A 12,212-nucleotide genomic window follows, 5' to 3' on the forward strand; every position below is an offset into this window, starting at 1 on the left:
ACCGGGATCCCCAGCGATCCTCTTACGGCATTACCAGACGCTCCGTACGAAACCTTGGGTCCCGAGTACGGAACCCGAGGTCTCTCGCGCCTCATCTGCCCCCGGTTCAGCTGCAGCCGGTGGTGCCGCCGCAGGTGTCGCACTTCAGGCAGGTGCCGTTGCGCACCATGGTGAAGTTCATGCACTCGGGGCAGGCTTCGCCTTCATAGCCCTTGGCGCGGGCCTCGGCGCGACGATCCGCCTTGCGCGCCGCGCCCCAGTTGAGCGAGGTCGACACCGAAATCTCAAGGCTCGGCGCCGCCTCGGGAAGCTCCTCCTCCCGCAGGGCGGGGGAAACCTCCGGCTCGGCCTTGAGGGCGGTCGCCCCCTCGGTGCGGGCCCGCAGCATGGTGACATTGTCGCTGGCCGCGCGCGGCTCGGACGGCGGGGTGGCGAGCAGGCTCACATTCTTGCCGCGCACCAGGCCCTTGGAAACCACGCGCGAGGCGGCCGAGGCCGGCGCCTTGCCCTCGTCCACGCCCTTGCCGAGCGCGTCGAAGCCGGTTTCCGAGGGTTCCACATGGCCGAGGTCGCTGCGGCCGAGATAGGACACCGCCAGTTCGCGGAACACATAGTCCAGGATCGAGGTGGCGTATTTGATGGTGTCGTTGCCCTGCACCGGGCCGGCGGGCTCGAAGCGGGTGAAGGTGAAGGCGTCGACATATTCTTCCAGCGGCACGCCATATTGCAGGCCGAGCGAAATCGCGATGGCGAAATTGTTCAGCAGCGAGCGAAGGGCCGCGCCCTCCTTGTGCATGTCGATAAAGATCTCGCCGAGCGCGCCGTCGTCATATTCGCCGGTGCGCAGATAGAGCTTGTGGCCGCCGACCACCGCCTTCTGGGTATAGCCCTTGCGGCGATCGGGCATCTTCTCGCGCTCGCGCACCCGGTGCTCGACGATGCGCTCGATCACCCGCTCGACGATCTTCTCGCTGACCGTGGTGGTGCGGGCGGCGGCGGGCTGGGCGACCAGCGCCTCGACCGCATCCTCCTCGTCCTCATCGTCCGCCACGAGCTGGGCATTGAGCGGCTGGGAGAGCTTGGAACCGTCGCGATACAGCGCATTGGCCTTCAGCGCGAGGCGCCAGGAGAGCAGATAGGCCTCCTTGCAATCGTCCACCGTGGCGTCGTTCGGCATGTTGATGGTCTTGGAGATGGCGCCCGAGATGAAGGGCTGCGCCGCCGCCATCATGCGGATGTGGCTTTCCACCGACAGCGACCGCTTGCCGATGCGCCCGCACGGCGAGGCGCAATCGAACACCGGCAGGTGCTCGGCCTTCAGGAAGGGCGCGCCCTCCAGGGTCATGGCGCCGCAGATATGCACGTTCGCCACGTCGATGTCGGCCTTGGAGAAGCCGAGATGGGCCAAAAGGTCGAACTTCGCATCGGCAAGCTGGGCCGGGGCGACGCCGAGCGACTTCACCAGGAAGTCCTCGCCGAAGGTCCAGCGGTTGAAGGCGAACTTGATGTCGAACGCGCTCTTCACCGCGGCTTCCGCCTTGGCCAGCGCCGCATCGTCGAAGCCCTTGGCGCGCAGCGTCGTGTGGTTGATGGCCGGGGCCTGGGCGAGCGAGCCGTGGCCCACCGCATAGGCCTCGATCTCGGCGATCTGCGCTTCGCCATAGCCGAGCGCGCGCAGCGCCTCGGGCACGGCGCGGTTGATGATCTTGAAATAGCCGCCGCCGGCCAGCTTCTTGAACTTCACCAAGGCGAAGTCGGGCTCGATGCCGGTGGTGTCGCAATCCATCACCAGGCCGATGGTGCCGGTGGGGGCGATCACCGAAACCTGGGCGTTGCGATAGCCGTTCGCCTCGCCGCCGGCGAGCGCCTTGTCCCACGCGCTCCTGGCATGGGCGGAAAGGCGGGCATCCTTGATCGAGCCGTGGTCGAGCGGCACCGGGTTAACCGAGAGGCCCTCATAGCCCGACGCTTCGCCATAGGCGGCGCGGCGATGGTTGCGGATCACCCGCAGCATGGACGTTGCATTGGCGTCATAGGCCGGGAAGGTGCCGAGCTGGCCCGCCATCTCCGCCGAGGTGGCATAGCAGATGCCGGTCATGATCGCCGAGATGGCGCCGCCGATGGCGCGGCCCTCGGCCGAGTCATAGGGAATGCCGGACGACATCAGCAGGCCGCCGATATTGGCATAGCCGAGGCCGAGGGTGCGGTATTCATAGGAGAGCTCGGCGATGCGGCGCGAGGGGAATTGCGCCATCAGCACGGAGATTTCCAGCACCACGGTCCACAGCCGCACCGCATGCTCGAAGCTTTCCACGTCGAACCCCCACCCGTGCCCTCCCCCGCCCGCGGGGGAGGGTTGGGAGGGGGCACGGAACTGCAGCAGGTTCAGGGAGGCGAGATTGCAGGCCGTGTCGTCCAGGAACATATATTCCGAGCACGGATTGGAGGCGCGGATCTCGCCGCCCGCCGGGCAGGTGTGCCAATCGTTCACGGCGGTGTGGAACTGGATGCCGGGATCAGCGCAATGCCACGCGGCCGAGCCGATCTTCTCCCACAATTCGCGGGCCTTGATGGTCTTTGAGACCTTGCCGTCGGTGCGGCGGATCAGGTTCCAGTCGGCATCGGCTTCCACGGCGCGCAGGAAGTCGTCGGTGACGCGCACCGAATTGTTGGAATTCTGCCCCGCCACCGTCAGATAGGCTTCGCCGTCCCAATCGGTGTCATAGATGGCCAGATCCAGGTCCTTATAGCCCTGGCGGCCATATTGGATGATGCGGCGGATCGCGGCGTCGGCGACGCAGGCCTTGCGGGCGGCCTTGATCTCGCGCTTCAGGGCCGGGTTCTTCTCCGGATCGAAGCAATCGTCGCCATTGCCGTCGCAATTCACGCACGCCTTGAGCACGGCTTTCAGGTGCTTGGCATTGATCTTGGAGCCGGTGACCAGCGCGGCGACCTTCTGCTCTTCTGCGACCTTCCAGTCCACATAGGATTCGATATCGGGATGGTCCGCATCCACCACCACCATCTTGGCGGCGCGGCGCGTGGTGCCGCCCGACTTGATGGCGCCGGCGGCGCGATCGCCGATCTTCAGGAAGCTCATGAGGCCGGACGAGCGCCCGCCGCCGGAGAGCTTCTCGCCCTCGCCGCGCAGGGACGAGAAGTTCGAGCCGGTGCCGGAGCCATACTTGAACAGGCGCGCCTCGCGCACCCACAGATCCATGATGCCGCCGTCGCCGACGAGATCGTCCGCCACCGACTGGATGAAGCAGGCGTGCGGCTGGGGATGCTCATAGGCCGAGGTGGAGGCGGTCAGCTCCCCGCTCTCGTGGTCGACGTAGAAATGGCCCTGCCCCGGCCCGTCGATGCCATAGGCCCAATGCAGGCCGGTGTTGAACCATTGCGGGGAATTGGGCGCCACCATCTGCATGGCGAGCATGTAGCGGTGCTCGTCGAAGAACGCCTGGGCGTCGCCTTCCGTGTCGAAATAGCCGCCCTTCCAGCCCCAATAGGTCCAGGTGCCGGCGAGACGGTCGAACACCTGCTTGGCGGAGATTTCGCCGATGGTGCGCTGGTCCTTCGGCAGGCCGGCAAGCGCCGCCTCATCCGCCACCGAGCGCCACAGGAAGGAGGGGACGGCATTCTCCTCCACCTTCTTGAGGCGCGCGGGGACGCCGGCGCGGCGGAAATATTTCTGCGCGAGAATATCGCTCGCGACCTGGGAGAATTGGGCCGGAACTTCGATGCCTTCCTGGCGGAAGACCACCGAACCGTCCGGATTGCGGATCTCGCTCACCGTCTCGCGGAACGGAATGGCCGCGTAGGGAGACTGTCCATCCGTGGTGTAGCGGCGTTCAACGCGCATGACCGAAGCTCCTCGCCCCCGGGGGGCACATATTAGCTCAAAGGGCGCAACCGGTACGCAACAAAACGGGTACGGCGGCGCGCGCCGTCCCTGGCCGGACTGCTGGATTGGGGAACCGCGACGGTCGGGTCCGGGCCGAAGCCTTGAGGATTTGTCCGCCGCTGAGGTGACTAACGCTAGAGCGAGTCTGCCGATTCCGCAAACACAGATTTGGGGCCAACGAGGCCGTTCGCCTACTAAATATAGTGGACCACAGCCTGTTAATAAAGTCCTAACGCCCTTGCGGGCGTGGCGTTTCCGGGGCACTCGCCCTGTGGATAGCGGCCCCGGCGCGCGGGCCGTCTTATGCACGTCATCCACAGCCGGCGAACCATATGCGCGCCATTTTTTCGCCGCGGTCAGAAAGCGCTTGCGCCCGCCCGACTCGCCCTTCCCCGCAGGGGTTTCACCCTCCCCCGCAAGGGGGAGGGAGAATGGAGCCCACTAGCCCTGGTAGGTCCTCACCGCCGGGCGAACAATTTTTCCATGTCCTTCAGCGACAGGCTGACGAAGGTCGGCCGGCCGTGATTGCACTCCCCCGCATTAGGGGTCGATTCCATCTCGCGGAGAAGGGCGTTCATCTCCTCCACCTTCAATCGGCGCCCGGCGCGCACGGAACCGTGGCACGCCATGGTGGCGGCCACATGCAGCAGGCGACGTTCCAGCGGCAGGGCATCGTCCCATTCCGCCGCATGCTCGGCGAGATCGCGCACGAGGCGCGTCACGTCGCCGTCCTTCAGCAGGGCCGGCACCTCGCGCACCAGCACGGCGCCGGGGCCGAAGCTCTCCACCACCAAGCCGAGGGCGGAAAGATCCTCCGCCCGCTCGGTCAGCCGGTCCGCCTCGGCGGCCTCCAGGTCCACCACCACCGGCACCAGCAAGCCCTGGCGGGCGACCCCGTCGCGGGCGAGCGCGGCCTTGAGCTTCTCATAGACGAGCCGCTCATGGGCGGCGTGCTGGTCCACCAGGATCACGCCGTCGCGGGTCTGGGCGACGATATAGGTCTCGTGCAATTGCGCCCGCGCGGCGCCGAGCGGCTTGTCCAGGTCCGCCCCATCCATGGGGGTTGCGGCGGGGCGGGCATCGGCGGTGGGCGCGCCCACGTCCAGCAGGCCCTGGAGGCCCGGGAGCGGCCCAACGCCCTCCCCGCTTTCGGAAAATCCCTCGTCCCCGAAAGGCCGCGCCGGCGAGCTGCGCCAATCATAAGGCGCGGCGGGCGAGGGGCGCGGCTCGATGAAGCGCGGCGTCCAGGCCGTCCCGGACGCCAACGCGCCGCCTCCACTGCGCAAAGGCATGGCGTGCGCCTGTTCCTGCGGCCGGGCAAACGCCACCAGCCGGTCGGCCATGCTGCCCGCGGTGCGCGGCGCCCGAAGCGCGAGCGCATCGGAGAGCGTGCGCACGATCAGCGCGCGGATGTTGCCGCCGTCGCGAAACCGCACCTCGGTCTTGGCGGGATGGACGTTCACATCCACCTCGCGCGGATCGAGGCGGATGAACAACGCCAGCAGGGGGTGGCGGTCGGACGGCAAAAGGTCCGCATAGGCGCCGCGGATGGCGCCCATCAGCAGCTTGTCGCGCACCGGGCGGCCGTTCACGAACACATATTGGGACAGCGAATTGGCCTTGGAGAAGGTGGGCAGGCCCGCCAGCCCCTCCAGCACCGCCCCGCCCCGCTCGCCGCGCACGGCAATCACATTGTGCCCCGCCTCCGCCCCCAGCACATCGGCGATGCGTAGCGCCCGGCCGGCATCATCAGCCGTGCGGGCGGGATAGGTCATGGGGCCGCGCTCCTCGGCGACAATCGTGAAGGCGACATCGGGGCGCGCCAGCGCGAGGCGGCGCACCACATCGAGCGCGGCGGCGCTTTCCGCCCGGTCGGATTTCAGGAATTTCAGCCGCGCCGGGGTGGCGAAGAACAGGTCGCGCACCTCCACCCGCGTGCCGCCATTGAGCGCGGCGGGGCGCGGCGGCGCGACCACGCCACCTTCCACCCGGATTTCATAGGCATGGGGCGCACCCGCCGGCCGGCTGGTGATGGCAAGCCGCGCCACCGCGCCGATGGAGGGCAGCGCCTCGCCCCTGAAACCCAGGGTGGAGATGGAGAGCAAATCTTCCGTCGGCAGCTTGGAGGTGGCGTGCCGCTCGATCGCCAGCGAGAGTTCGTCCGGCCCCATGCCGCCGCCATCGTCGGTGACGCGAATGAGCCTGCGCCCGCCACCGTCGATCACCACCTCGATGGCGCCCGCCCCGGCATCGAGCGCATTCTCGACGATCTCCTTCACCGCCGCAGCCGGCCGCTCCACCACCTCGCCGGCGGCGATGCGGTCGATCAGGACAGGCGGCAGGCGGCGGATGGCCATGGGAAAACGACTCGCGAGGATGGCCGCACAGGATAGCGCAGGTGAGACGTGTTGGCAGGGCGCGGGAGGCGCCGTCCCCGTGATCCACGGGGGCCTTCTTGCGCGAAGCCCTTCTCCCCGGCGCGCGTTCTCCGGCCGCGCCCCCTCACCCCAGCCCTCTCCCCGTCGGGGAGAGGGGGCTTCTCGGGACGCCGCACGCCGCACCGGCCGAGCCCTCACCTCTCCCCGAGGGGGAGAGGTCGACCGCGAAGCGGGCGGGTGAGGGGGCTGAGCCTGTCCGGTAAGACCAGCCGCGCCGGCCCTTTCTCAGGCCACGCCCCCTCACCCCTGCCCTCTCCCCGTCGGGGAGAGGGGGCTTCTTGCGGCGTTGGGCGCCTTACCGGCCGGGACCCTCACCTCTCCCCGACGGGGAGAGGTCGACCGCGCAGCGGGCGGGTGAGGGGGAAGGCTCCAAATTCACGCCACCAGCGGCTTCAGCCCCGCTTCGATCTGCGCCCGGCGCGCCTCCAGGAACGGCGGGAGCGAGAGCTTTTCGCCCAGCGTCGCCAAGGGCTCGTCGGCGGTGAAGCCGGGTTCGTCGGTGGCCAGCTCGAACAGGATGCCGTTGGGCTCGCGGAAATAGAGGCTGCGGAAATAGAAGCGGTCCACCGGCCCGGAGGACGGCATGCCGAATTCCCGCAGCCGCGCCGCCCAGGCATCGTAATCGGCGAAGGTGGGCACGCGGAACGCCACGTGATGCACCGCGCCTGCGCCCTGCCGCGCCCGGCCCATGCCCTTGTCGACGCGCACCTGCACCTCGGCCGAGGGACCGCCGGCGCCCATCTCATAGACGAGCGTCTCCACCCCGTCCGGCCCGGCGAAGCTGCGCGCCTTGCGCATGCCCATCAGGCCGGTCAGCACGCCATCTGTGGGCGCGAGGTCCGGCACGCTGAGCGTGATCGGCCCGAGGCCGCGGATCTGGTGGGCGGCGGGCACCGGGCTGCGGTCCCAGGCGATGCCGGGGCCCTGCCCGCCATCGACGATCAGGCTCAGGCGCTGCCCTTCGCGATCCTGAAGGTCGAGCGTCGCCCGCCCGTCCCGCTCGGCGATGGGGTCGGCCTTCACCCCGGCATCGGCGAGGCGCTGCGCCCAATAGTCGAGCGCGGCCTCGTCCCGCACGCGCAGGCCGGTGCGCACCACCGCATTGGTGCCGCGCTTCTCCGGCATCACCGGCCAATCGAAGAAGGTGAGGTCGGTGCCGGGGTTGGCCTCGCCGTCCGCATAGAAGAGGTGGTAGGCCGAGGTGTCGTCCTGGTTCACGGTCTTTTTCACCAGCCGCATTCCCAGCGTCTTGGTGTAGAAATCATGATTGTACGGAGCATCCGCCGTGATGGCGGTGAGGTGGTGGATGCCGGTGAGTTCCATAGCCGTCTCCCGAGGCGACGTCCCGCCGCCCGATTGGGGTCTCGATCCGGCGCTGTCGGCCGGGTCCATGGCGCTTTACTTAAGGGGGCGCGTCGCGCGGTGCGAGCCGCGCCTTCGCAAAGGAAGTTTGCACCGGCGCATGTGGACATTCGCCGAACCTTTCATGAAATAGCGCCCGCGAAGGCGCGGAGAAGCGCGGCCAAGCGCTTCAAACCGGGGGTTCGTCGGCGGCGCGCGCCCATCTGCCCTTTCGCGGCAAAATGGGTTATGAGGCCCGCCATGGCCTATGCGGTGAAGGAAATGTTCAAGACCCTCCAGGGCGAGGGCGCCCAGGCGGGGCGGGCGGCGGTGTTCTGCCGCTTTGCCGGCTGCAACCTGTGGTCGGGCCGTGAGCAGGATCGAGATACCGCCATCTGCCGCTTCTGCGACACCGATTTCATTGGCATGGACGGCGACGGCGGCGGCCGGTTCGCCGATGCGGAGGCGCTCGCGGACGCCCTGGTCCGGGTGTGGGGCGCAGGTGGATATGAGCGCCGCTATGTGGTGTTCACCGGCGGAGAACCCTTGCTACAGCTGGATTCTACTCTGGTCGCGGCGGCCCATGCGCGCGGCTTCGAGATCGCCATCGAGACCAATGGCACGCTCGCGCCGCCGGACGGGATCGACTGGATCTGCGTCAGTCCGAAAGCCGGCGCCGATCTGGTGCTGAAGCGCGGGCAGGAGCTGAAGCTGGTCTATCCGCAATCTGGGATTGTGCCGGATACTTTGGACGGACTGGATTTCGCCCATTTCTTCCTGCAACCTATGGATGGCCCTCGCCGGGTGGAGAACACCGCCGCGGCGGTCGCCTATTGCCTTGACCATCCACGCTGGCGCCTCAGCGTTCAGACCCACAAAATGGTTGGAATCCCTTAGGTTTTTACCGAGCATGTGCCCATGAAGATCACCCAGGCCTTCACCTTCGAAGCCGCCCACCGCCTGCCCAACGTGCCGCAGACGCACCGCTGCTTTCGCATGCACGGCCATTCCTACCGGGTGGAACTTGTGCTGGACGGGCCGGTGGATCCGGTGAGCGGCTTCGTCGTCGATTTCTTCGACGTGGAAGCCGCTTTTGCCCCGCTTCTCAAGCGGTTGGACCATTATTGCCTGAACGAGATCGAAGGTCTGGAGAATCCCACCGCCGAGCATATCGCCATGTGGATCTGGGACCGTGCCAAGCCCGCCCTGCCCACCCTATTCGCGGTAAAAGTGTTTGAAACGCCAATGTCTTGGGCGGAATACCAGGGCGCCTGAACGCCCCGGAGATCAGGGCGCGACCCGCCGGACATAGGCTTCGAACGCCTTGAGCTGGCCGGCGATGAACTCGCGGGTGCCGGCGTCGGAAAGCTCGCCCTGTTCGTTCACCTTGTGCTGGGCCTGCCCCACCATCACCTCGGGCACGTTCATCACGAAAGAGTCGAGAAACACCAGGATCTGGCGCAGATGATATTGCGCCCGCGCCCCGCCGAACACGCCCATGGACGCCGATTGGATGAGAACCGGCTTTTCCTTCAATGGCTTGGAAGGAAGACGGGAGACCCAGTCGATGGCGTTCTTGAGCCCGCCGGGCACCGAATAATTATATTCCGGCGTCACGATGATCAGCCCGTCGGCGGCCTTCAGCGCCGCGCCAAGGTCCGTGACGGCGGGGGGAAACCCTTCCGCCTGGATATCGGCGTCATAGATGGGCAGTTCCGCAACCGAAGGTAGCATTTCCACCTCGACGCCCACCGGCGCGAGGGATTGAAGGGCACGGGCAACTGCCGCGTTGTAAGAGCCCTTGCGCACGCTGCCGACCCAGACAACCCATTTCATGGCCGCTCCTTTTGCCGCATCGCCGGCTGCGCTGGTGCGCGGGGAACCACACAATTGTGGCGCCGGCCGATGAATTATTGCACGTTCGCCGCGTCGATACATGGGGCGGCGGCATGCTTGAAGATTACGATCTATTCCTCACCCAGTTCGTGACCCTCTGGGCTGTGCTGGAACCGGTAAGCCACCTATCCATGTTCGTCGCGACGACGGCGGAAATGCCCCCCGTCCAGCGCCGCAAGACGGCGCTTCTGTGCTGCTTCTTTGCATTCCTGATTTTGGTCTTCTTCGCCGTCGCGGGCCGGGCGCTGCTGGATGCCATGCATGTGTCGGTGCTGTCGTTCCAGATCGCCGGCGGGCTTATCCTGTTCATCTTCGCCACCGGCATGATCTTTTCCGATCCCCATCCCGCGCCCACCCTGGACGTGGATGCCGACAAGAATATCGCCGCGCTCGCGGTCTATCCCCTTGCGATCCCTATCATTGCCGGGCCGGGTGCGATCCTGTCCGTGGTCATCCTTGCCGACAACAACCGCGGGGTGCTGGAACACCAAGCGGTGACGATCTCCGTGCTGGCCCTGCTCATGGGCCTCATGGCGGTGCTGTTCTTCTTGGGGGATTACGTGCTCAAGCTCATCGGCAGCGCAGGCGCAAACCTGATCCGCCGCATCATGGGCCTGGTGCTGGCCGCCCTTTCGGTGGACATCGTGCTGACCGCGCTCGCAAGATGGCTGCACCTGCCGCCGATCTGAGGCCGGGGCGCGGGGCGCGCTCAGTCCGAATAGCGCTGTTCCATCCACGGGTCGCCGCGCTCGTGATAGCCCCGCTCCTCCCAGAAGCCGAGCGTGTCGGCCGGTAGGAATTCTATGCGCTTCAACCACTTGGCGCTCTTCCAGAAATACAGATGCGGCACCACCAGCCGCATGGGGCCGCCATGCTCGCGCGTCAGCGCTTCGCCCTGCCAGCTGTGGGCGAGGATCGCGTCCGGCGCGGCGAAATCCTCCAGCGGCAGGTTGGTTGTGTACCCGTCATAGCTGTAAAGCAGCACGAACCGCGCCTCCGGCGTCGGTTCAACCATTGCGAGCAAATCGCGGGTGGAAACCCCGTCCCACCCATTGTCGTAGCGCGACCAGGTGGTGACGCAATGGATGTCGCTGACCTCATGGGTCTGCGGCTGGGCGCGGAAGGCGGCCCAATCCCAGGAGAGCGGATGTTCCACCAGCCCGTCCACATCCAGCCGCCAGGACATGGGCGAGACGAAGGGCTGCGTGCCGAGATCCAGCACCGGCCAGTCTTTTACCAGATGCTGGCCGGGCGGCAGGCGCTCCGCCTCCGGGCGGGAAATCCGCCCGGTCAGGAAGCGGCCTTCCTTAGCCCAGCGCTGCTTGGTGCGGGTCAGCTTGGTCTCCGCCGTCTCGGGGGCGGAATCGGCGGCAACAGGATCGGAGGGGGAAGGCGAAGAATCGTCAGTCATAACCCGCTCCATTCAAAGGCATGCGCTTGGTCGCGCTGGCGCATCAGCCTCCCACAGCTCGGCCCGGCCCTCAAGCAAGGACCGGCGTGCGCGGGGCGACGGCGCCGACTTCGGCGAGGATTTCATAGCTGCGCAGCCGCGCCCCATGGTCGTGGATCGCCGCCGCGACCATGAATTCATCGGCCCGGGTCTGTTCCAGAAGGCGTTCGAGCCCGGACCGGACCGTGGCGGGGCCACCGACCACCGAGCACGCAAGCATGCCGGACGCCTGGCTCTTTTCCATGGGCGACCAATAGGTCTCGATATCGTCGATCGGCCGGGGCAGCAGGCCGCGGGTGCCCCGGAACATATTGGTGAAGGCCTGCTGGGCGGAGGTGAACAGGCGCTTCGCCTCCGCATCGGTATCGGCGGCGATCACATTCACGCCAACCATGGCATGGGGCTTGTCCAGCTGCGCCGAGGGCTCGAACCGCGCGCGATAAACCTCCAGCGCCTGGAGCAAAGCGTCCGGGGCGAAATGGGAGGCGAACGCATAAGGCAGGCCGAGCATGCCCGCCAGCTGCGCCCCGAACAGGCTGGAGCCCAGGATCCACAGCGGCACGTTGGTGCCGGTGCCGGGCACCGCACGGATCACCTGGTCGGGCCGCGCCGGCCCCAGAAGCGCCTGCAATTCCAGAACATCCTGGGGAAAACGGTCGGATGAGGCAGGGTCGCGATGCAGCGCCCGCAGCGTGCGCTGATCGGTTCCGGGCGCACGCCCGAGGCCAAGATCGATGCGGCCGGGAAATAGCGTTGCGAGGGTGCCGAACTGCTCGGCGATGACCAGGGGCGAATGATTGGGCAGCATGATGCCCCCCGCCCCGACCCGGATGGTCTTCGTGCCGCCGGCCACATGGCCGATCACCACCGAAGTCGCCGCGCTGGCGATGCCGATCATATTGTGGTGTTCGGCCAGCCAGAAGCGGGGGTATCCCCAGGCCTCCGCATGGCGGGCGAGATCAAGCGAACGCGCCAGGGCATCGGCCGGTGTTCCGCCATCGGGAACGGGGGCAAGGTCGAGAATGGAAAGAGGGGGCATGGATTGTGCGCTCCGTGGGTGCGGGCGTCATGGCTGCGCCCGCGGCATCTCAACTCGCCGGCAGACATGCGCCCCCACCGGCGCCACGAGAGATTGGGACCCCGGAGCGGAAAAACAAGGGCGACCCGCCGCGCGAGCACATCG

At 67.2% G+C, this 12,212-nt stretch carries 9 protein-coding genes; 3 read left to right on the plus strand and 6 right to left on the minus strand.

Annotated elements, in window-relative coordinates:
- Positions 1 to 106: 106 nt before the first annotated feature.
- From V5G24_RS15515 to V5G24_RS15525, 3 genes are all read right to left on the minus strand, one after another.
- Positions 107 to 3,862, minus strand: a complete 3,756-nt coding sequence (locus tag V5G24_RS15515) for a vitamin B12-dependent ribonucleotide reductase (RefSeq protein WP_394081386.1) — start codon at positions 3,860 to 3,862, stop codon at positions 107 to 109.
- Between the two features lie 500 nt (positions 3,863 to 4,362).
- A complete protein-coding gene (mutL, locus tag V5G24_RS15520) occupies positions 4,363 to 6,261 on the minus strand; it encodes a DNA mismatch repair endonuclease MutL (protein WP_394081384.1) in 1,899 nt (632 codons plus the stop codon).
- A 456-nt stretch (positions 6,262 to 6,717) separates the two neighbouring features.
- Positions 6,718 to 7,665, minus strand: coding sequence for a ring-cleaving dioxygenase (locus tag V5G24_RS15525; RefSeq protein ID WP_394081382.1), 948 nt, complete (start codon positions 7,663 to 7,665; stop codon positions 6,718 to 6,720).
- Positions 7,666 to 7,944: 279 nt separating this feature from the next.
- Between V5G24_RS15525 and queE the strand changes: the two genes are divergently transcribed.
- A complete protein-coding gene (gene queE / locus V5G24_RS15530; RefSeq protein WP_394081380.1) occupies positions 7,945 to 8,580 on the plus strand; it encodes a 7-carboxy-7-deazaguanine synthase in 636 nt (211 codons plus the stop codon).
- A 21-nt stretch (positions 8,581 to 8,601) separates the two neighbouring features.
- Entirely contained in the window at positions 8,602 to 8,958 is a 357-nt protein-coding gene (gene queD / locus V5G24_RS15535) for a 6-carboxytetrahydropterin synthase QueD (protein ID WP_394081378.1), read from the plus strand.
- 12 nt (positions 8,959 to 8,970) lie between these two features.
- Here the strand turns inward: queD and V5G24_RS15540 are convergent, their stop codons facing one another.
- The gene (locus V5G24_RS15540; RefSeq protein WP_394081376.1) at positions 8,971 to 9,519 is read right to left on the minus strand and encodes an NADPH-dependent FMN reductase; all 549 of its coding nucleotides are present in this window, start codon (positions 9,517 to 9,519) and stop codon (positions 8,971 to 8,973) included.
- A 113-nt stretch (positions 9,520 to 9,632) separates the two neighbouring features.
- On the opposite strand from V5G24_RS15540, the gene V5G24_RS15545 reads away from it, so the two are divergent.
- The gene (locus V5G24_RS15545; protein ID WP_394081374.1) at positions 9,633 to 10,268 is read left to right on the plus strand and encodes a MarC family protein; all 636 of its coding nucleotides are present in this window, start codon (positions 9,633 to 9,635) and stop codon (positions 10,266 to 10,268) included.
- Between the two features lie 20 nt (positions 10,269 to 10,288).
- Here the strand turns inward: V5G24_RS15545 and V5G24_RS15550 are convergent, their stop codons facing one another.
- Both V5G24_RS15550 and V5G24_RS15555 read right to left on the minus strand, forming a co-directional pair.
- Positions 10,289 to 10,990, minus strand: a complete 702-nt coding sequence (locus tag V5G24_RS15550; RefSeq protein WP_394081372.1) for a sulfite oxidase-like oxidoreductase — start codon at positions 10,988 to 10,990, stop codon at positions 10,289 to 10,291.
- 70 nt (positions 10,991 to 11,060) lie between these two features.
- The gene (locus V5G24_RS15555; protein ID WP_394081370.1) at positions 11,061 to 12,068 is read right to left on the minus strand and encodes an LLM class flavin-dependent oxidoreductase; all 1,008 of its coding nucleotides are present in this window, start codon (positions 12,066 to 12,068) and stop codon (positions 11,061 to 11,063) included.
- Positions 12,069 to 12,212 lie beyond the last annotated feature (144 nt).

This window comes from Roseixanthobacter finlandensis (assembly GCF_043195105.2).
GTDB lineage: Bacteria > Pseudomonadota > Alphaproteobacteria > Rhizobiales > Xanthobacteraceae > NCEH01.

What these genes read in the sequence shown, in the direction of transcription:
- queD (WP_394081378.1), top strand. Translation starts at nt 8,602, where the DNA reads ATGAAGATCACCCAGGCCTTCACCTTCGAAGCCGCCCACCGCCTGCCC.
- V5G24_RS15515 (WP_394081386.1), bottom strand. Translation starts at nt 3,862, where the DNA reads ATGCGCGTTGAACGCCGCTACACCACGGATGGACAGTCTCCCTACGCG.
- V5G24_RS15525 (WP_394081382.1), bottom strand. Translation starts at nt 7,665, where the DNA reads ATGGAACTCACCGGCATCCACCACCTCACCGCCATCACGGCGGATGCT.
- V5G24_RS15550 (WP_394081372.1), bottom strand. Translation starts at nt 10,990, where the DNA reads ATGACTGACGATTCTTCGCCTTCCCCCTCCGATCCTGTTGCCGCCGAT.
- mutL (WP_394081384.1), bottom strand. Translation starts at nt 6,261, where the DNA reads ATGGCCATCCGCCGCCTGCCGCCTGTCCTGATCGACCGCATCGCCGCC.
- V5G24_RS15545 (WP_394081374.1), top strand. Translation starts at nt 9,633, where the DNA reads ATGCTTGAAGATTACGATCTATTCCTCACCCAGTTCGTGACCCTCTGG.
- queE (WP_394081380.1), top strand. Translation starts at nt 7,945, where the DNA reads ATGGCCTATGCGGTGAAGGAAATGTTCAAGACCCTCCAGGGCGAGGGC.
- V5G24_RS15540 (WP_394081376.1), bottom strand. Translation starts at nt 9,519, where the DNA reads ATGAAATGGGTTGTCTGGGTCGGCAGCGTGCGCAAGGGCTCTTACAAC.
- V5G24_RS15555 (WP_394081370.1), bottom strand. Translation starts at nt 12,068, where the DNA reads ATGCCCCCTCTTTCCATTCTCGACCTTGCCCCCGTTCCCGATGGCGGA.